Below are 19,241 nucleotides of genomic sequence, written 5' to 3'. Positions count from 1 at the left end.
GCGTAATGATCCGGCGGACGTACAGGAAGAGCAGGGCCGCCAGCGCCGCCAGTCCGATCAGCGAGACGGCGAAAATGGTCCAGCCTGCGCCGAAACGGCTCCCTGGTACCAGTCCGTTTTGCGGGGATCGTATCCGGCGTCAAGGGGTGAACCGGGAAAAGTGAGGTAGCAGCCGTCCCGGGTAGCCAACTGCAGTTCGGAAATGTTGGCGTTGTGGGCCGCCATGTCGGAAAAGATAGATCACCATCGTCATGCTTCCGACGAACAGCCGGGTGAAGATGGTCCTGGACGGAAAAGGCGCAAGGCGCGGCTTGCTCGTTTGGTTTGTTGGCATCGATGATTCTCCCCTTGTTCGACAATGCGTACAGCCTTATTGTAGGGGGCGCCGGGAGAGACGTCGATTGCATCAGGGAAAGATTTACCATAACCTTACCTTTGCTCCAAATCTTTATCAAAACTTTATACATTTCATACAAAAACGCAACATTCGGCCGATATAGTTGGAAAGGATGAGCGTGGTCCACCGCGACGCGATCGAGAAGACGAGAAACGAAGGAGCGAATACCGCATGAGCGTCATTTCGGTTCGTGAGTTGAATCTCTACTACGGCAAACAGCAAGCTCTTCATCATATCCATCTCGATGTGGAACCCCACTCGATCACGGCCCTGATCGGACCGTCGGGATGCGGAAAATCCACGTTTTTGCGGACGCTGAACCGTATGAACGACTACGTTCCGCACACGCGCATCACGGGAACGGTCAAGGTGTTTGGCGAAGACATCTACGGCCCCAATGTGGATGTGGAGCGCCTGCGCAAAAACATCGGGATGGTGTTTCAGCAGCCCAACCCGTTTCCGAAAAGCATTTACGACAACATCGCCTACGGTCCGCGTCTGCACGGCATAACGGACCGCGTCACGCTGGACGAGATCGTGGAAAACAGCCTGAAGGCAGCCGCGCTCTGGGACGAGGTAAAAGACGTGCTGAAAAAGCCGGCGTACGGGCTCTCCGGCGGCCAGCAGCAGCGTCTCTGCATCGCCCGCGCGCTGGCGGTCGAACCGCAGATTCTGCTGATGGACGAACCGACGTCGGCGCTCGATCCGATCTCCACGGCGAAGATCGAGGAGCTCCTGCTCACGCTGAAGGAGACCTACACGATCGTCATCGTCACCCACAACATGCAGCAGGCGGCCCGCATCTCCGACAAGACGGCGTTTTTCCTCAACGGAGAGCTGGTGGAATACGACGCCACTCCGGTCATCTTCCAACATCCGAGCGACAAGCGGACAGAAGATTACATCACCGGGCGTTTCGGATAACCCCGACAGTATCGTAATATAAGAAGAGCGGCCTTTTTGAGGTTCGCTCTTTTTCATGTATGTGTCCCGCCGCGCGTACACAACAGACACAGCGGGGGATGATCGAGAGGAGAAACAGCAGTGGTCTGGCTTGCATTCATCATTTTTGCAGTTACCTTGACTCTGGTCATCTGGCAGCCGCGCGGACTGTCCATCGGGTATCCGGCTGTCGGCGGCGCGCTGCTGGCACTGGCCTGCGGGGTGGTCACGCTGGCTGACGTCGGAGAAGTGACGAGCATCGTGTGGAACGCCACCATCAGCCTGGTCGGCATCATCGTCATATCTTTGATTCTGGATGAAATCGGCTTTTTTGAGTGGGCGGCGCTGCACATGGTCCGATTGGCCAAAGGCAGCGGCCGGAAGATGTTTGTCTATGTGATTCTGTTGGGCACGGTCGTTTCCGCCTTGTTTACCAACGACGGGACGGCCTTGATCCTGACGCCGATCGTTCTCGCGCAGGTGCGCGCCCTGCAGTTGGACGGGCGGATGGTGCTCGCCTTTGTGATGGCCAGCGGTTTTATCGCTGACACCAGTTCACTGCCGTTTGTGGTCAGCAACCTGGTCAATATCGTATCGGCCGACTATTTCGGCATCGGCTTTGCTGCATACGCGGGCAGGATGCTGCTGCCCACGCTGGTATCGGTGGGGGCCAGCCTGCTGGTGCTGTTTTGGTATTTTCGCCGCAGCATCCCCCGAAGCTGCGACCTGACCCACCTGAAAGAGCCGCGCGAGGCTATTCGCGATCAGGCGCTGTTTCGTCTGTCATGGCCGATTCTGGCCGTTCTGCTGGCCGGTTTTTTCGCCAGTGAATGGCTGCACCTTCCCGTGTCGCTGCTGATTGCCGGGGCGGCCGCGGCGTTTTACCTGGCGGCGAGGAAGAGCGCGGCGATTCAACCGCGCCGGATTGTGAAAGAAGCGCCGTGGGTGGTCGTGATTTTTTCCATCGGGATGTACGTGGTCGTCTGGGGGCTGCACAACGCCCGCTTGACCGACTGGGTGAGAGACTGGCTGGATGTGCTGGCCGCCCACGGTCTGTTTGCCGCGACCATTGGGACGGGCTATACTGCAGCAGTGCTGTCCTCGGTGATGAACAATTTGCCGACGGTGATGTTTGACGCGTTGGCGGTCCAGGGCACGTCGACCGCGGGGGTGGTTCGCGAAGCGCTCGTCTACGCCAACGTCATCGGTTGTGATCTGGGGCCAAAAATTACGCCAATCGGTTCGCTGGCGACACTGCTTTGGCTGCACGTGCTGGGGCGCAAAGGTGTGACGATTACCTGGGGCCAGTATTTCCGCACCGGGATCGTCCTTACCGTGCCCACGTTGTTTTTCACGTTGACTGGCCTGTATCTCACACTGTTTATTTCGGGATAAACGGGTCGCTCATGGTCAGCCTGAGGACAGGCTGACTTTTTTTTCGTTTTGCCGGCGCGGTCTCGGGGGAATGAATCCGAAGAAAGAAGAATAGCCGCTGGAAGATGCGGAAAAAATAGGCACAGCACTGGTGAAGAAAATGGGATTCATAGGAGGAGATGACCAATGTGGCAAGGCTGGCCCCTTGAGCGGGTGCTGCTCTTGTTTGTGGGACTTGCGTTTGCGATCCTGTCTGTTCAGGTGACGCTGTTTCACGCCCGGCAAAACTTTCGCCGCTGGGCGATGTGGGTGCCGGTGGTGGAAGGGCCGCTGTTTGCCGTGACCGCCATCGTCCTGGCTTTTTACAATGCGGGGTGGCTGCGCGTGCTGTTTGCCCTGTTCATGTGGATCGGCATGGCTGGCGGCCTGTACGGGGCCTATCTGCATACCGCGGGAGTGGGACAGCGCGTGGGCGGGTATTCCCAGAGCCAAAACTTCCTGGTCGGCCCGCCCATTATGCTGCCGTTGATGATGACGGCGATTTCGGCCTTGGGGCTGCTGGCCCTGTACTGGGGGTGAGGCGGCATGGCGAAAACGAGCCGTTACCCATCGTATGACGTGTGGGAGGAACACGCCGCCTGGGACCCTCACACCCGGAACATTGTCGGCAAGCGGCGCACCCCTCAAGTGGCGTACCGCTTTTTTACGAAAAAGGAAGCGATGCTGCTGCAGTCCATCGTCAGCGTGCTGGTGGATGACCACCGGCTGGAGGTGCTGACGTACGTGACCCAGCATCTGGACGAATCGGCCGCCAGTCCGATCGGGGAAGCGCAGCGGAAGGTGGGGGTGCCGCCCAAGCAGCAGTTGTACCTCCTGGGACTGGCCGGGATCAACGAGGCCAGCCGCGAGAAGTACGGCGCGGAATTTCCCGGCTTGAAGCGGGAAGAGCAGCAGGCCGTCCTGGAAGCGGTGGCGGCCGGGCAGGTTCCCGCCACCACCGCCTGGGCGCAGCTAAACCCCGTCGACTTTTTCACCAAGCTGCTCCGCGACACGGTGGAGGCGTATTACTCTCACCCCCTGGTCTGGTCGGATATCGGCTACGGCGGACCGGCGTATCCGCGCGGCTACGTGCGCGTGGAAAAAGGACTGGTGGACCCCTGGGAGGCGAAAGCGGATGGAGAATAAGGACCGGGTAACGCATCACAGCGACCATTATGAAGGGCACCGCTCCAAGCGGCTGGATCAGCGCCGGTACGCGGACGGGGCGGATGTCTGCATCGTCGGGGCGGGGGCAGCGGGCGGCGTGCTGGCATACGAATTGGCCAAGGCCGGGCTGCGCGTCGTCGTGATCGAAGCGGGCCCCTTCTGGAATCCGCAGACCGATTTTGCCAGTGACGAGCTGGCGATGAAAAACCTCGGCTGGCAGGAGACCCGTCTGGTCGACGGGAACAATCCGCTGCGGCTGGGGCACAACAACTCGGGAAGGGGTGTAGGGGGCGGCACCGTCCATTTTACCGGGGTCTTCCTGCGGTTTCACGAGAGCGACTTCATGACCAAGACGGTGGACGGCGTCGGCGAAGACTGGCCGCTCCGCTACCAGGACCTGGCTCCCTATTACGACAAGATCGAGCGGGAAATCGCCGTGTCCGGTCCCGATCACTTTCCCTGGGGGCCGTTCAACGGGCCGTATCCGTTTCCGGTGCGGGAGCCGATCAGCGCCAACGCGCAGTTGTTCCGGGAAGCGTGCGCAAAGCTGGGCTTCGACAGCGTCGTCGCGCCGCTGGCTATTTTGTCCGCGCCGTTTGACGGCCGGCCTCCTTGCATCAACCGCGGTTTCTGCAACCAGGGATGCCTGCCCAACGCCAAGTACAGCGGATTGATTCACCACATCCCGAAAGCGATCCAGGCGGGGGCGGAAGTGCTGTCCGACTGCATGGTGACGCAGATTCTCACGGATGGGACGCGCGTCACCGGCGTTCTCTTTCAACACGGCAGCGACACGTACAAGCAGACAGCCCGGGTCGTGATTCTCGCCGGCTATGTCGTGGAGACGCCGCGCCTGCTGCTGCATTCGGCCACGCCCCATTTTCCGGACGGGCTGGCCAATTCCAGCGGGTGGGTGGGCAAGGCGATCATGCCCCACTCCAGCCAGGACGTGTACGGACTATTGCCTGACGAAGTGCGCCTGTACAAAGGGACGCCTGTGCTGGCGTTGACCCAGCATTTTTACGAGACGGACCGGGAGCGAGGGTTTGCCCGGGGGTACACGCTGAGCGCCCACGGAGCGAGGCCGGTGGCCATGGCCGGGGCGATTGCAGCGGAACGGTTGGACGGGTCCTTTTTGTGGGGGAAAGCCCTGCGGGAGACGATGCTGGATTACAACTACTACGCCCGGGTCACGCTCGTCGGGGAGGTGCTTCCCCATCCCGACAATGCCGTCACGTTGACCGACGAAAAAGACGAGTACGGTCTGCCGGTCCCGAAAGTGACCTTTTCCTACGGAGAAAACGACAAAAAGCTGATCGCCCACGCCGTCGAGCAGATGAAGCGGCTGATTGAAGCGATGGGCGGCACACCGGAGCACGTCGTCGACGACACGGCCCACCTGATGGGCGGCTGCCGGATGGGCAGGGACCCGTCGACGTCCGTGGTCAACGAATTCGGGCAAACCCACGACATTCCCAATTTGTTCATCGCGGGCGCATCCACGTTTGTCACATCGGGCGGCGGCAATCCGACCAACACGGTGATGGCGCTGGCCGCCCGGACGGCGGACCGCCTGGTGGAAGCGATGCAGACGAGGGACGTCTGACAGGCGTTCACGGATCTTTCGACATCATATCTTCCCTGCCTTATGTCTGTATAGTATACTGATAAACAGATATGCAAGGCAAAGGTGGGGTATTATGGATGTTGATTTGACGCAGGTGTTGTATTTGTCAGAGATCTACAAGCTTCTCGGCGACAAAACACGCTTGACGATCATGGCTCTCCTGCAGGTACAGTCTTTCTGTGTACGCGATCTCGTGGAGATTTTGCAAACATCCCAACCATCCGTTTCCCAGCACTTGGCCAAATTGAAAACACACGGGTTGGTGAAGGAGAAGCGCAGGGGTCCCTGGGTGTTTTACTCCCTGAACACGGAGTGCTCACCTGCCGTACAGCAGATTCTTTCGCACTTGCCGGACATGTCGCCTCTCATCAAAGAAAAAAAACAAGCGGGTGCTCATTCGCTCGCATAACAAACAACTGTGCGCCAAAGTCCTTTGGCGAAGCCGCTTCTTCACAGGAAGCGGCTTTAAAATGTTTACCCGTCACATTTCCCACAGGCGGGAACAAAAAAGCGTTGGATCAAGAGAGATCCAACGCTTTTTTCAATTGCTCCTTGTCAAAGCCGTGAACGACGATCCGCTCGCCGTCTTCCTTCACGATCAGGGTAACGGGCGTCATGCTCGCTCCCAGTTCGATCGCTTCCTGGAAATAGGCGTCATTTTTGCGGATGTCGCGGTCCTCAAACGGGATGTTTTGCTGCGTCAGCCACATTTTTTCCTCCTGGCAGGGGCCGCAGGTGGGCTGGGTGTAGACAATGACGGTACGAGCCATGTAAGTTGCTCCTTTCGTACTCGAATGAAAGGGAATACTTCGCGGCGGGGCAGGGAAACTCCTGCCGCCGTTGGCACTTAGGATGCCCGAAAACGGCGGCGAACCGACACCGCGACGCGAGCCGTTCCCGTGCGGTTTGGCCGCGTGAAAGGAAAAAACAGGCGGGAATAGGCACCCTGCTTGCGGCGCACATTATATTCAGTGACACGGAGGAGGTGAATGGACGATGCCGAAACAAACCAAACAAGCAGGTATGAACCAAGCGCAACAGCAAGCTGCGCAAACCACCGCAACCGAATTTGCGAGCGAAACCAACGTATCGGAAGTGCGCCGCCAAAACCAGCAATCCGCTGCGAAATCCGCTCAGCAAACGCAACAACCTACCGAATAACAGGACCATTCACCCCCGCTTTTTGCGGGGGTTCAGTGTGTAGACAAAGTGACTGCTGGGGGGAGAAGCACGTTTCCGTCATCCGCTCCGTGCTCGCCCAGCAAGGGAGCACAGACTGCACGCTCCGCACCGATTTGCGGGGGATCGCCAAAGCCGTATCGCTTTGCAGCCCATTCAGAGGTGGCGCTCCTTTTTCCCGCAAATCGCTGCTCCGCTCGGTAGGGCTCACAAGTCGCTCTGCCTGGAAACATGCTTCTCCTCCGATACAATTGGTTTGTCCTCAGTTTACACCCCCGCTTTTTTGCGGGGGTTGTTTTTGGTTTGCGGCAGGCCTTGCCAATAATAGAATGGGGTGATATCGTCACTGCATAACCAAAGAATGGGGAGCGGGATCGTTCATGATTGTGGGAATCGGCACGGACATTGTGGAAATCGGGCGCGTGCAGGCGCTGATCGAGCGGCGGCCGGAAGCGCTCGACCGACTTTTTACGGACGCGGAAAAAGCGCTGCTGGACGGCAAGGCGAAGGCAAGGCGGGCGGAATACCTGGCCGGCCGGTTCGCCGCCAAGGAGGCGGCGGCAAAGGCGCTGGGCACCGGGATTGGCGGCCAGGTAGGCTTTCACGATGTGGAGGTCTTCTCTTCGGACAACGGCAAGCCGGACATGCGCATCAGCAGGGCGGCGCTGGAGCGGGTCGGACTCAACCCGGAGCGGGTGCGGGTTCACCTCAGCATTTCCCACAGCCGGGATTATGCCGTGGCGCAGGTTGTGGTGGAAGAACTGTAACTTGTCTGCATATCGGGACGAGGATGGACATAGATTTATATCGCGTAGATCAGGAGGGACTACCTGCTCTAACAGAAAGGGTAAGTCTTCAGCCGATCAAGGCGATGTCGCGTCCCGATAACCGAATGGACTTTTGACACGATGTGCGCGGAAGAGGCGAAAGACTGACAGATTTCCCAGGAAATAGACAGGAGTGCCCTTCTTTGTCGAAATTAGCAGACAAGGAGGAGTTCTTTGAATGAAACGGGCAGCTTTACCACTGGTTTTCTTGTTGGTCTTTTCCCTGCTGCTCGGCGGCTGCTTCGGTCAAAAGACACCGGATGATGTGGTGGATGACCTGAGCAGCACGCTGGACAAGATGGCCGGCTACAAGTCTCAGGCCGTACTGACCATGCAGACCGGCTCCACGGCGATGGAGTACGATGTGGCGGTGTGGTACGAGAAACCGACCAACTACCGTGTCGCGCTCACATCCAAGCAGCGAGGGATTACGCAGATCATCCTGCGCAACAATGAAGGGGTGTTCGTCCTGACGCCGCATCTCAACAAGAGCTTCCGCTTCCAAAGCGGCTGGCCGGAAAACAACGGTCCGCTCTATCTCTACGAGACGCTGGTCCGCAGCATCATCGACGACACGGAACGCAAGATGGACATGGACGACAGGCAGTACGTGTTTGAAGTCAAGGCAAATTACAACGGCAATCGCTCTCTGACCAGGCAGAAGATCTGGCTGACGGAGGAGCTGAAGCCGACGCGAGCGGAAATCATGGATTCCAATATGAATACGCTGGTCACGATCAACTTCACCGACTTTGTGTTCAACCCGCAGTTTGACAAGGATGCGTTTGACAAAGACCGCAACATGAACACCAGTTCACTGCCGGTGGTGCCGACGCTGTCGCAGGAAAACGACACAAGCAAACCGCCATCCAGCCAGTTCGGCGTCATTGTGCCCACCTACACCCCCGACGGCGTGAAGCAGGGCGACATCGAGCCGGTAACCCGGGACGGTGAGCGGACGGTCGTACTGGAGTACAAAGGTTTGTACAACTACAAGCTGATTGAAGCGCGCCCCACGGCGACCTCGGTGTCCTCGGAGCAGGGGCTGCCGGTCGATCTGGGCTTCACCGTCGGGGTGCTGATCCAAAATGCTGACAATCAGCGCTACCTGAGCTGGGAACTGGACGGCGTGGAGTTTACGCTGACCGGCGACCTGCCGGAAGAGGAAATGGTCAAGGTGGCCCAATCCACGTACGGCGTGAGCGGAAAATAATTAAAATCAATCGGGACGGCATTGGCCGTCCTTTTTTGTCGTGTGTGGCGCCGTCTCTGACGCATCGACCTCGATGCCGGAGAACAGGCGGCGGGTTCAGCGGACGAAAAGGAACGGTCTGCCGGTGTATAAGCGAATTGACATACAGCGGCAGAAAGCGATAAAGTCGAAGTAACTACGCGATGAGGTGAAGCAGCATCCATGAAAAAAACGTCCGATGAGATTTTGTACCAGGAAGAGTCCGGCTACAAAGACCTGCTGCTGCGCAAAAACATGAAAATGCGTATCATGGAGACGCTTTTCTTTGTCGTCGGGATGCTCCTTTTGTCTCAATTTTTCAACACCCAGACACCGGCTTTCAAAGTGCTCGCCTTTGCCATCGCGATCGCGGTCGTCGGCCTGGCGCCGTTTGTGTACAAGTATACGCTGCGGCCGTCGTACAAGCTGACCAGGACGCATCTGATCGTCTCCATGGGCGGCCGGGAGACGAGTTATCCGCTGTCGGAGGTGGAGCCGATTTTTGAAGGCCGCCATTTGTACAAGCTGGGCGGCAAGCGGCATTCGTTGATGGTGTCCCGGCAGTTTCTCAACCATCTCAACGAACGGCTGTTTGTCTATCAAAAGCTGCAAAAGAGGAGATAACGAACGAGATGAAACCGTACTGCCGCGATACCTGGGTTGAAGTGGATCTGGATGCGATTCGGGCCAATGTGCAGGCGTTCCGCCGCCACATACCGGCTTCCGCCGGCATCATGGCCGTCGTCAAGGCGGACGGCTACGGACACGGCGCCTTTCACGTCGGCAGGGAAGCGCTGGACAGCGGTGCCGATTCGCTCGCCGTGGCGATGCTGGACGAAGCGATTGTGCTGAGAAAGGCGGGGATCACCGCGCCCATCCTGGTGCTCGGCTACACGCCCCCGGATTCGGTGGTGGCCGCCAGCCGCTGGGAGGTGGAGCTGACGGCCTACCACGCCGACTGGATGACGGAGGCGAACCGTTTGCTGCAGGAGGCGTCGGCCAAGCCCGTCGGCATTCACATCAAGGTGGATACGGGCATGGGCAGAATCGGCGTGCGCGCCAAAGACGAGCTGTTTGCCGTGGTGGAAGCGCTCGAAAACAGCCCCATGCTCCGCTGGGCGGGCATTTTCACGCACTTTGCCACCGCCGACGAACCGGATGTCACGCTGGTCTGCGAGCAGCACGAGCGGTTCCAGTCGTGTTTGCGCGCCTTGCGGGAGACGGGCAGGCGGCTGCCGCGCGTCCACTGCTCCAATACCGCTGCCGCCATCGCCTTTCCCGAATGGGGGTATGATACGATCCGTTTGGGCATAGGTTTATACGGATTATACCCTTCCGCCTACATGAAGCAGCAGGCTCGCGTGCAACTGGTTCCGGCGCTTTCCCTGAAGACCCGGATTGCCCATGTCAAGCGAATGACCGAAGCGCCCTACACGACCAGCTACGGGGCGACGTACACCGCGCAGCCGGGCGAGCAGATCGCCACGCTCCCGATCGGCTATGCCGACGGGTTTTCCCGGCTGCTGTCCAATCGCGGATCGGTTCTGTACAAGGGCTGTCGGGCGCCGGTGGTCGGCAGGGTCTGCATGGACCAGATCATGGTCAGGATCGATCACGGAACGGCACGGGTAGGTGACGAGGTGGTGCTGTACGGCAAACAGGGGGACGACGAAATCTCGCTGGATGAAGTGGCCGATTGGTTGGGGACGATTAACTACGAGGTCGCGTGCATGCTTGATCACCGCATCCCGCGCGTCTACCTGCGCGGCGGCAAAGTGGTGGACGTGTACCATTCGCTGACGAGACAGCACGACCTGTCACAAAGTGTAAATAACTAGCAGTCGACATCAGGCAGGAATTTGCGGATGGAACGCGAATACAAGTAGAGCGCAAAACGGGCTTTTTTTGCCTGACAGCGATCGGACAGGTATATTTTTGAAAATGGTTCGACATAATGGTATTGTTCCTACCGGATTGCGGTGGAACGAGCACTGCGGATGTTACGGTCATGGTTGGAGGTGGATTTGTCTTGTCTAAGTCTAACACGAAACGCATCATGATCAGCTTGCCACAGCACTTGCTCCAGGAAGTGGATGGCGTCATTCAAAAAGAAAAATCCAATCGCAGCGAGTTTATTCGCCAGGCGATGCACCTTTACTTGAAAGAGCGCAAAAAGCGTGTCATTCGCGAAACCATGCAAAAGGGTTACATGGAAATGGCGAAAATCAATCTGAAAATGGCATCGGAGGCATTTGGCGCAGAGGAAGAGGCTGACCATACTCTTATCCGCTTAGTTAGCGGGGTGTGACTTGTGATTGTCAAACGTGGCGATGTGTTTTTCGCTGACCTGTCACCGGTCGTTGGCTCTGAACAGGGAGGCGTGCGGCCTGTTTTAGTCATTCAAAACGATATTGGCAATCGCTTTAGTCCAACGGTCATCGTCGCCGCCATCACGGCGCAGATTCAGAAGGCGAAACTGCCGACGCATGTAGAGATTGACGCAAAAACGTACGGATTTGACCGTGACTCCGTGATTCTGCTGGAACAGATTCGAACCATTGACAAACAACGGCTGACCGATAAAATAACGCATCTGGACGACGAGATGATGGATCGCGTCAATGAATCCCTGCAGATCAGCCTGGGACTCATTGACTTTTAATCGTTTGCCGGATGCTCAGACAGCAAAAACCACTTGTGTGACAAGTGGTTTTTTTGCTGTGGGGGCAGGGATTCGAAACGGCGGCAGCGAAATGATTCCGTAGACAAAAAATGACACGTTTTGCTAATGGATCGGATCGGTGACAAGCGCGGATGGAAGGAGTTTCCGGTTGTGACAGAGCCTTATTCAGAACAAGTCAACATCGCAACAGAGGCGGACATTGTCACGGCCAGGCAGATCGGCCGCAACATGGCGAGACAACTGGGCTTCGGCACCATTATGCAGTCCCGCATCGCCACCACCATCTCCGAACTGGCGCGCAACATCTACTTGTACGCGGACAGCGGCACGATTTTCATCGAACAGGTGGAGCGGGACAGCCGTGTCGGGCTGCGGATCACGGCTGCCGACACCGGTCCGGGCATCGCCGACATTCGCAAGGCGATGGAGGACGGGTATTCCACGTCAGGCGGTTTGGGAGCGGGACTGCCGGGGGTGAAGCGGATGATGGACGATTTTTTTCTGGAGAGCATCCCCGGAAAAGGAACGCGTGTCATCGTCGTCAAGTGGCGGAACGAAGCGGGGGGAGGTGACCCCGGTTGACGGATTACGACCTGGAAGAACAGTATGCGCGCCTGCTGCGGGATTACCGGGAGGGCAAAGGAGAAGCCCAATTGTACGGAGCCCAGCAGTTGGGAAAGCAGCTCTTGGCCCGCAACGTCTCCCCGGAAGAGCTCGCCGACCTGCACGGACGGGCGCTGGAGCGTTTGGGGCCGGTTCCCGAGTTCGTCCGGGAGTCGTTTCAGATTTTGACGGAAATCATGATCGAGTATGGGAACGCTTACCGCTCGATTCACAGTTGGCGGAGCCGGCATCAACAGTTGGAGTCGGAAATCGCCGTAGCCTCCGCGATGCAGCAGGCACTGCTGCCGCAGAGGCTTCCCTCCTGCCCCGGTGTGGACGTGGGGCTGGTCAGCGTTCCGGCCAAGCAGATGAGCGGCGACTACTACGATTTTGTCTGCCACGACAGCCACAGGTTCAGCCTGGCGATCGCCGACATAACGGGTAAGGGGATTCCCGCGGCCATGTGCATGTCGATGCTCAAATACGCCATCGACGGCCTGGGCGAGATGGAGCTGGGGCCGGCGGACATCCTGCGTCATTTGAACAATGTCGTGGAGCGGAACCTCGATCCGAGCATGTTTGTCACGATGGTGTACGGCCGTTACGACGCGGCTGTTCACCGCTTTTGCTACGCGACGGCGGGACATGAGCCGGGGTTTTTGTACCGGCGGGCCGAGGACCGCTTTTACGATCTCGAAGGCCGGGGCGCGGCCCTGGGAATTGCGCCGGGAAGCACGTACGAGGAGCGGGAAGTGGCGCTCGAACCGGGAGATTGCCTGATCCTGTTGACGGACGGTGTGACGGAACGCAAGGTGGGGAGAGCGTACTTCCAAAGGGAGGAGCTGGTTTCCTATCTGCAGGGGGAAGTGGGGGCACCTGCACAGGAGATGGCCAACCGCCTCTACCGCAGGCTGCTGCTCCTCTCCCAGTTTGAACTGCCGGATGATTACACCATGATCATACTTCGACGTACGTGAGCACAGCATACGGGAGGGAGTTGCGGATGGACCTGACGATTACGCACACAAGCAACGGCGGTGAACACGTGCTGGTACTCGCAGGGGAAATCGACGCCTTTACGGGGCCGCAGCTAAAGGAGCGCCTGCTGCCGCTGGTCAACCAGCCGGACGTGAGGAGCGTCGCCGTGGATCTGACAGCCGTTGAATACATGGACAGCACGGGGATCGGTATATTTGTCGCGGCGATGAAAGCGTGCAGGCAGACGGGCTGCCGGCTCGTCGTGGAACGTCTGTCGCCGCGCGTGGAGCGGCTGTTTCGCCTCACCGGATTGTATGAACGAATTGTTCCCCGTAAAGGAGAGAGCGACGAATGGCGCAACGACCTGAGGCCGATGTGATCCGACTGACGCTGCCAGCCCGGGCGGGGTATGTGGGCGTTGTCCGCCTGACTGTTTCGGGCATTGCCAACCGGATGGGATTTGCCTACGAGGAGATCGAAGACATCAAGCTGGCGGTGGCCGAGGCCTGCACCAACGCGGTGAACCACGCCTACGACCGCTCCGCCGAGGAGATGGAGCTGAGCGTCACCTGCCGCGTGTTTCCGGATCGCCTGGTCATCGAAGTGGCAGATCAGGGGAAAGGGTTTTGGTTTGGCGGACAGCCGGCAGATTTGAGGCCGATCCACCCCGATGCGGACCTCGACGACGTGGCCGAAGGAGGACTGGGTCTGTTCCTGATCCATGCGCTGATGGACGAAGTGGACGTTCAGGTGGGCGAGGGAGTGACGGTTTCCATGACCAAGTACGTGCGGGGGGATGGGGTGGCTTGCGATGACCGGGCAGATTCCGAAGCGGAAGCCTAGCCGCGAAAAGCTGATTCGGCTGGTCGGCGCGTTTCGTGAGACAGGGGACCCCGGTTTGCAGGAGGAACTGGTTCGCGCCTATACCCCACTCGTGGAGACGCTTGCGAAAAAATTCGTGCGCGGCCAGATTTCCTACGAGGACGTGTTTCAGGTGGGCATGCTCGGGCTGCTTGCCTCCTTTCGCCGGTTTGACCCCTCGCTGGGCCGCACGTTCGAGAGTTTTGCCGTTCCGACCATTGTCGGGGAGATCAAGCGCTACATCCGCGACAAGACCTGGAGCGTCCACGTCCCCCGGCGGATCAAGGAGCTGAGCCCGAAGATCAAGCGTACGGCGGACGAACTGACCGCCCGCCTGCAGCGCTCCCCGCAGATTTCGGAAATCGCGGACGCACTCGGCATCAGCGAGGAAGACGTGCTGGAGACGTTGGAGATGGGACGGAGCTACTATTCCCTGTCGATCGACAGCGAGCTGGAGTCGGACAGCGACGGCAACGCCGTCTCGCTTCTGGACGTGGTCGGGGTGGAAGAGGAAGGGTATGACCGGATCGACCGGCAGTTGATGCTGGACCGCGCCCTGCATGCGTTGGACAAACGGGAACAGGCCATCATTCATCTTACGTTTTATCGGAATTTGAGCCAAAAGCAGGCAGGGGATCTGCTGGGCATGTCCCAGATGCACGTTTCGCGGCTGCAGCGCAGGGCTCTCGGCAAACTGCGGGCGGCGCTGCAGGCTGACCAACCCGACATCGTAACGTAACCGACGACGGAGGTGGACACCACCTCCGTTTTTTGCGCGATTCGCGCTGGGGGGCCATTTGCCGGTTGTGTTACAATAACCGCGTAGGACGAGTGCAGGAGGTACGGAATGGACCGAACGTTGATGATCCAGACGATCGCGCAGGAGACGGGCGTCAAGCCGCATCAGGTGGAGCGCACGATCACCTTGCTGGACGAAGGCAATACAGTGCCGTTTATCGCCCGGTACCGCAAGGAAATGACCGGGGAGCTGGACGAAACCCAGATTCGCGCCATTGACGAGCGCGTTCGTTATTTGCGCAACCTGTCCGTGCGCAAGGAAGAGGTAATCCGGCTGATCGAGGAGCAGGGCAAGCTGACCGACGAGCTGAAGGCGGCCATCGAGCGCGCCGTCAAGCTGCAGGAAGTGGAGGATTTGTACCGGCCGTACCGGCAGAAGCGGCGGACCCGGGCCACGATGGCCAAGGAAAAGGGCCTGGAGCCGCTGGCCGTGTACCTGTTGAGCCTGCCTGCGGCGGGTGATCCGGCAGCGGAGGCGGCAGCGTACGTCGACCCCGAAAAGGGAGTGGAGTCGGCGGAGCAGGCGCTGCAGGGAGCGATGGACATCGTGGCCGAACAGATCTCGGACGACGCAGAGATTCGGCAGTGGATCCGGCAGCGGACGTTCCAGAAAGGGACGCTGGTGACGGAGCAAAAGGCGGAGGAAGCGGACGGGAAAAACGTCTACCAGATGTACTACGCCTTCAGCGAGCCGCTGAAAAAGGTGGTCCCCCACCGCGTGCTGGCGATCAACCGGGGCGAGAACGAAGGCATCCTGAAGGTTGCGGTCGAGGCACCGGTGGAGGAAATCCTCGCCTATCTGAAAAAACGCGTCGTCGCCCGGGAGACGGTGGCCCGCCCCTGGCTGGAAGCGGCGGTGGAAGACAGCTACAAGCGCCTGATCGCTCCGTCGATCGAGCGGGAAGTGCGGGCCGAGCTGACGGAGACGGCGGAAGAGAGGGCGATTCACATATTCGCGGAAAACCTCCGCAACCTCTTGCTGCAGCCGCCGCTGAAAGGCAAAGTGGTGCTGGGCGTGGACCCGGCCTACCGGACCGGCTGCAAGCTGGCCGTGGTGGACGAGACCGGCAAACTGCTGGATGTGGCCGTCATCTACCCGACGCCGCCCGCCAACAAGGTGGCGGAAGCGGCGGCCAAGGTAAAGGCGCTGATCGAGAAATACGGTGTGCACGTCGTCGCCATCGGCAACGGAACCGCCTCGCGGGAGACGGAGCAGTTCATCGCCGGGGTCCTGAAGGATCTGAAGCAGAGCGTGTTTTACATCATCGTCAACGAGGCGGGCGCTTCTGTCTACTCCGCTTCGGAACTGGCCAAGGAGGAATTCCCCGAGCTGGACGTGGCCGAGCGCAGCGCCGTCTCGATCGCCCGCCGGCTGCAGGACCCGCTGGCCGAACTGGTCAAGATCGATCCCAAATCAATCGGCGTGGGCCAATACCAGCACGACGTCTCCCAGTCCCGCCTGGCGGAGAGCCTGCAGTTCGTCGTGGAGTCGGCGGTCAACCACGTCGGGGTGGACGTAAATACCGCTTCCCCCTCCCTGCTGCAGTACGTCTCCGGCATCAGCCGCCAGGTGGCCGGCAACATCGTGAAGAAGCGGGAGGAAATCGGAAAGTTCACCGACCGCTCGCAGTTGAAAGACGTGCCTCGTCTCGGGGCCAAGACGTACGAACAGTGCATCGGCTTTTTGCGGATCATGGACGGCGCCAATCCGCTGGACAAAACGCCGATCCACCCCGAATCCTACGCGGCGGTGCACAAGCTGCTGGCGATCATCGGAATCACTCCCGAAGAGATCGGCAGCCAGACCTGCCGCGAACGGCTGCAGGAGCTGGATCTGGCCGAGACGGCACGGCAATTGGAGATCGGCGAACCGACGCTTGCGGATATCGTCGACAGCCTGCTGCGCCCCGGACGTGACCCGCGGGACGAACTGCCCAAGCCCCTGCTGCGCAGCGACGTCCTCCAGCTCTCCGACCTGTCCGTGGGGATGAAGCTGCAGGGCACGGTACGCAACGTGGTGGACTTCGGAGCGTTTGTGGACATCGGGCTGAAAAACGACGGACTTGTCCACATCTCCCGGATGCGCAAAGGCTTTGTCAAGCACCCGCTGGACGTGGTGACGGTGGGCGACATCGTCGACGTCTGGGTAGTGGAGATCGATGAAAAGCGGCAGCGCGTCGGCTTGACGATGATTGCCCCCGAGGAGTGACAAAAGCGCCCGGACTCCTCCGTCCGGGCCAAGGGAGGCCGCCCACAAAAAAAGCGGCCTCCTCTTACTCCAGGCGGCCGCCGTGTTTTTCCCAATATAGAAACCAGCAACTGTTCAACAGGCGAATCTGCCGCAAGTCCTTCCCGAAGAAGGCACGCTGCAGCTGCCTGCGCATCCACTGTGGCATGAGAGTACCTCCTGGCGTCAATCGTCTATTGGCAATGTATGCCGAAGACGCGCCGGAGGTACCTGTTTCTTTGCGAAGCTTATTCCTCTTCGTTCAAAAACTCAAGCTGCGCCTGCAGGGCGCGGATTTCCGTGAGCAGGGAGACGAGCGGATACTCGCTCTCCTGAAGAGCGGCAAAACGGCGCTCCAGGCGGCTGACGTAGGCGAGGCCCTCTTCGACCGGGCAGGCGTCGCTCAGCAGTTCCAGCCCGGTGCACTCGGCGACGATGACGGGCAGTTCCGGACGGTCGGCGATGGTCAGCTTGCCGATCTCCTTGTGCAGCCGTTTGAGCAATGCGACCAGTTGGTACATATGGGAGTCGGGCATGGCGACAAAGCGCAGCCCGGTTTGTTCCTGCAAAATCAGATAACGCATAAGTCCTCCACCATTCTACGTGTCTTTCCCAACAAGTGTAGCCTATTCATCGGCCACTTTTCAATATGTGCGGGAAAGGTCGGGGGACAGGCGGGAGGACGGGGAGGAAACCATGACGGATCAGGAATTGCAGACGCTGGTGGAAGCCATATCGGAGGAGTTTTTTGGCAAACCGTTCCGCCACCGCGCCCGCTTTAACCGGCGGCTGCGCACGACAGGCGGGCGGTACCTGCTCCAATCACACGATATCGAATTGAACCCCCGCCACCTGGAAGAGCACGGGGAAGCGGAACTGATCGGGATCATCAAACACGAACTGTGCCACTACCACCTGCACCTGGAAAAACGGGGGTATCGGCACGCCGACCGGGAGTTTCGCGAGCTGTTGAAACAGGTGGGCGGCAGCCGGTACTGCCGGGAGGTAAGCGGCGGCCGGACCCGGCTGCCCTACCGGTACGAGCTGGTCTGCCGGGCGTGCGGCATGCGCTACAAGCGCAAGCGAAAGATGAACCCGGCCCGATACCGCTGCGGCCGCTGCCGGGGAAAGCTGTCGCTCAGGGAGCTGGCGCCGGCGGACGGCGGCTGACTGCCGGCGGGGGAAGCGCAGGAGACAGCGGGGCTCGTCAGTGGAAGCCCGCTTCCTTGCGTGCCTTTGTACGGCAACGGTATAATGAATGCACTATGTGGAAAAAGGAGCGTTCGCGGTGGCGCACGACGAATTTTCGCTCATCCGCCAGTGGACGAGCCGCTCGGCCGGCCAGGAAGGAAACGGGCTTTCAGTGGGGATCGGCGACGATGCCGCCGTCTTTTCCCCCTCCCCGGGCATGGAGGTGGTCGCCTGCTGTGACGCCATGGTGGAAACCGTCCATTTTCTGCGGGAGACGATGAAGCCGAGCGATATCGGCTACAAGGCGGTCATCAGCAATATCAGCGACGTGGCGGCGATGGGCGGGATCGCCCGCTTTGCCCTGGTCAGCATCGCCGTACCGCCGCGCTGGACGGCGGCGGAATGCCGGGAGATCTACGACGGGATTTACGAGGCGTGCGCGGCGTACGGTGTCCGGGTGATCGGCGGGGACACGGTGGCGGCGCCCGACGCCCTGCACCTTTCCGTGACCGTATTGGGGGAAGTGGAAAAGGGGCGGGCGCTTCGCCGCTCGGGCGCGCGGCCGGGGCAGCTCGTGTTTGTGACCGGTCATCTGGGAGGGTCGGCAGCAGGACTTCACCTGCTGCTGCAGACCAGAGACGCGGGTGCGCGGGTGCCGTCCGAGTGGTCCGTGCTGGTCGCCTGCCACCAGCGGCCCGCGGCGCAGATTGAGGCGGGACGCCTGCTGCTCGCGTCCGGTTCGGCGGGGGCGCTGAACGACATCAGCGACGGGCTTGCCTCCGAGCTGTGGGAGATCGCCGAAGCGAGCGGCGTGAGACTGGTGGTGGACGCCGCGCAGGTGCCGGTGCACGAAGCGACCCGGGCGTACGCCGCACAGGCGGGCAGGGACCCGCTGGACTGGGCGCTGTACGGAGGCGAAGACTATCAGTTGGTGGGCACGGTGGACCCGGCGGGCGCGGAGACGCTTGCGCGGCGATGTGCCCAATCGGGCATTTCCTTCACCGTCATCGGCCGCGTGGAAGAGGGCGGACCGTCCGTCACGCTGTGCCGCGACGGCGTATGCGGTCCGCTGGCAAAAGCGGGCTACAATCATTTTGCACAAGCCGACTGACAAGAG

At 59.9% G+C, this 19,241-nt stretch carries 24 protein-coding genes; 21 read left to right on the top strand and 3 right to left on the bottom strand.

Annotated elements, in window-relative coordinates; all coding sequences use genetic code 11:
* Positions 1 to 568: 568 nt before the first annotated feature.
* The 6 genes from pstB to A6764_RS21335 all read left to right on the top strand — a co-directional run bounded on the left by pstB (position 569) and on the right by A6764_RS21335 (position 5,955).
* Positions 569 to 1,321 carry a phosphate ABC transporter ATP-binding protein PstB gene (gene pstB, locus A6764_RS21360; protein ID WP_065068254.1) on the top strand — a complete coding sequence of 251 codons (753 nt, stop codon included), beginning with the start codon at positions 569 to 571 and terminating at the stop codon, positions 1,319 to 1,321.
* 120 nt (positions 1,322 to 1,441) lie between these two features.
* Positions 1,442 to 2,734: an arsenic transporter gene (locus tag A6764_RS21355; protein WP_065068253.1), complete on the top strand. Its 1,293-nt coding sequence runs from the start codon at positions 1,442 to 1,444 to the stop codon at positions 2,732 to 2,734.
* A 165-nt stretch (positions 2,735 to 2,899) separates the two neighbouring features.
* Entirely contained in the window at positions 2,900 to 3,292 is a 393-nt protein-coding gene (locus A6764_RS21350; protein WP_029100992.1) for a hypothetical protein, read from the top strand.
* Between the two features lie 6 nt (positions 3,293 to 3,298).
* Positions 3,299 to 3,898 (top strand): gluconate 2-dehydrogenase subunit 3 family protein, encoded by a 600-nt coding sequence (locus A6764_RS21345; protein ID WP_065068252.1) that lies wholly within the window; start codon positions 3,299 to 3,301, stop codon positions 3,896 to 3,898.
* Positions 3,888 to 5,525 carry a GMC family oxidoreductase gene (locus A6764_RS21340; RefSeq protein ID WP_065068251.1) on the top strand — a complete coding sequence of 546 codons (1,638 nt, stop codon included), beginning with the start codon at positions 3,888 to 3,890 and terminating at the stop codon, positions 5,523 to 5,525. The genes A6764_RS21345 and A6764_RS21340 overlap by 11 nt, the downstream gene beginning before the upstream one ends.
* Before the next feature lie 94 nt (positions 5,526 to 5,619).
* Positions 5,620 to 5,955, top strand: a complete 336-nt coding sequence (locus tag A6764_RS21335) for an ArsR/SmtB family transcription factor (protein WP_029100995.1) — start codon at positions 5,620 to 5,622, stop codon at positions 5,953 to 5,955.
* 109 nt (positions 5,956 to 6,064) lie between these two features.
* On the opposite strand, the gene A6764_RS21330 is transcribed toward A6764_RS21335, so the two are convergent.
* Positions 6,065 to 6,316 (bottom strand): glutaredoxin family protein, encoded by a 252-nt coding sequence (locus tag A6764_RS21330; protein ID WP_029100996.1) that lies wholly within the window; start codon positions 6,314 to 6,316, stop codon positions 6,065 to 6,067.
* 226 nt (positions 6,317 to 6,542) lie between these two features.
* Between A6764_RS21330 and A6764_RS21325 the strand changes: the two genes are divergently transcribed.
* The 13 genes from A6764_RS21325 (at position 6,543) to A6764_RS21265 (ending at position 16,915) form a co-directional block, all read left to right on the top strand.
* The gene (locus A6764_RS21325; protein WP_065068250.1) at positions 6,543 to 6,707 is read left to right on the top strand and encodes a gamma-type small acid-soluble spore protein; all 165 of its coding nucleotides are present in this window, start codon (positions 6,543 to 6,545) and stop codon (positions 6,705 to 6,707) included.
* Between the two features lie 398 nt (positions 6,708 to 7,105).
* Positions 7,106 to 7,492, top strand: coding sequence for a holo-ACP synthase (acpS, locus tag A6764_RS21320; RefSeq protein ID WP_044899968.1), 387 nt, complete (start codon positions 7,106 to 7,108; stop codon positions 7,490 to 7,492).
* Between the two features lie 238 nt (positions 7,493 to 7,730).
* Entirely contained in the window at positions 7,731 to 8,765 is a 1,035-nt protein-coding gene (locus A6764_RS21315; protein WP_029100999.1) for a DUF4367 domain-containing protein, read from the top strand.
* A gap of 201 nt (positions 8,766 to 8,966) precedes the next feature.
* Positions 8,967 to 9,407: a hypothetical protein gene (locus tag A6764_RS21310; protein WP_035299230.1), complete on the top strand. Its 441-nt coding sequence runs from the start codon at positions 8,967 to 8,969 to the stop codon at positions 9,405 to 9,407.
* Positions 9,408 to 9,415: 8 nt separating this feature from the next.
* Positions 9,416 to 10,621 carry an alanine racemase gene (gene alr, locus A6764_RS21305; protein ID WP_044899694.1) on the top strand — a complete coding sequence of 402 codons (1,206 nt, stop codon included), beginning with the start codon at positions 9,416 to 9,418 and terminating at the stop codon, positions 10,619 to 10,621.
* Positions 10,622 to 10,791: 170 nt separating this feature from the next.
* Positions 10,792 to 11,091 carry a CopG family ribbon-helix-helix protein gene (locus A6764_RS21300; RefSeq protein WP_029101003.1) on the top strand — a complete coding sequence of 100 codons (300 nt, stop codon included), beginning with the start codon at positions 10,792 to 10,794 and terminating at the stop codon, positions 11,089 to 11,091.
* A 3-nt stretch (positions 11,092 to 11,094) separates the two neighbouring features.
* Complete coding sequence (locus tag A6764_RS21295) at positions 11,095 to 11,445, top strand: type II toxin-antitoxin system PemK/MazF family toxin (RefSeq protein WP_005830205.1); 351 nt, start codon at positions 11,095 to 11,097, stop codon at positions 11,443 to 11,445.
* A 126-nt stretch (positions 11,446 to 11,571) separates the two neighbouring features.
* Complete coding sequence (locus tag A6764_RS21290; protein ID WP_083989938.1) at positions 11,572 to 12,048, top strand: anti-sigma regulatory factor; 477 nt, start codon at positions 11,572 to 11,574, stop codon at positions 12,046 to 12,048.
* Complete coding sequence (locus A6764_RS21285) at positions 12,045 to 13,046, top strand: PP2C family protein-serine/threonine phosphatase (RefSeq protein WP_029101005.1); 1,002 nt, start codon at positions 12,045 to 12,047, stop codon at positions 13,044 to 13,046. The genes A6764_RS21290 and A6764_RS21285 overlap by 4 nt, the downstream gene beginning before the upstream one ends.
* Positions 13,047 to 13,072: 26 nt before the next feature.
* Complete coding sequence (locus A6764_RS21280; RefSeq protein WP_029101006.1) at positions 13,073 to 13,426, top strand: STAS domain-containing protein; 354 nt, start codon at positions 13,073 to 13,075, stop codon at positions 13,424 to 13,426.
* Positions 13,399 to 13,890 carry an anti-sigma B factor RsbW gene (rsbW, locus tag A6764_RS21275; RefSeq protein ID WP_065068248.1) on the top strand — a complete coding sequence of 164 codons (492 nt, stop codon included), beginning with the start codon at positions 13,399 to 13,401 and terminating at the stop codon, positions 13,888 to 13,890. Before A6764_RS21280 ends, rsbW begins: the two co-directional genes overlap by 28 nt.
* A complete protein-coding gene (sigB, locus tag A6764_RS21270; protein ID WP_065068247.1) occupies positions 13,859 to 14,647 on the top strand; it encodes an RNA polymerase sigma factor SigB in 789 nt (262 codons plus the stop codon). The genes rsbW and sigB overlap by 32 nt, the downstream gene beginning before the upstream one ends.
* Positions 14,648 to 14,755: 108 nt before the next feature.
* A complete protein-coding gene (locus A6764_RS21265; protein WP_065068246.1) occupies positions 14,756 to 16,915 on the top strand; it encodes a Tex family protein in 2,160 nt (719 codons plus the stop codon).
* A gap of 64 nt (positions 16,916 to 16,979) precedes the next feature.
* Here the strand turns inward: A6764_RS21265 and cmpA are convergent, their stop codons facing one another.
* Together cmpA and A6764_RS21255 are read right to left on the bottom strand one after the other, a co-directional pair.
* Positions 16,980 to 17,102 carry a cortex morphogenetic protein CmpA gene (gene cmpA / locus A6764_RS21260; RefSeq protein ID WP_141669808.1) on the bottom strand — a complete coding sequence of 41 codons (123 nt, stop codon included), beginning with the start codon at positions 17,100 to 17,102 and terminating at the stop codon, positions 16,980 to 16,982.
* Positions 17,103 to 17,181: 79 nt separating this feature from the next.
* Positions 17,182 to 17,517, bottom strand: coding sequence for a hydrolase/acyltransferase (locus A6764_RS21255; RefSeq protein ID WP_065068245.1), 336 nt, complete (start codon positions 17,515 to 17,517; stop codon positions 17,182 to 17,184).
* A 112-nt stretch (positions 17,518 to 17,629) separates the two neighbouring features.
* Between A6764_RS21255 and A6764_RS21250 the strand changes: the two genes are divergently transcribed.
* Complete coding sequence (locus tag A6764_RS21250; protein ID WP_029101011.1) at positions 17,630 to 18,103, top strand: SprT family protein; 474 nt, start codon at positions 17,630 to 17,632, stop codon at positions 18,101 to 18,103.
* 118 nt (positions 18,104 to 18,221) lie between these two features.
* Positions 18,222 to 19,235 (top strand): thiamine-phosphate kinase, encoded by a 1,014-nt coding sequence (gene thiL, locus A6764_RS21245; protein WP_029101012.1) that lies wholly within the window; start codon positions 18,222 to 18,224, stop codon positions 19,233 to 19,235.
* The last annotated feature ends 6 nt before the right edge of the window (positions 19,236 to 19,241 follow it).

Origin of the sequence: Brevibacillus sp. WF146 (assembly GCF_001673705.2) — a bacterium.
GTDB lineage: Bacteria > Bacillota > Bacilli > Brevibacillales > Brevibacillaceae > Brevibacillus > Brevibacillus thermoruber.
The sequence above is the reverse complement of the archived record's forward strand: the minus strand, read 5'-3'. Positions and strand labels throughout refer to the sequence as shown.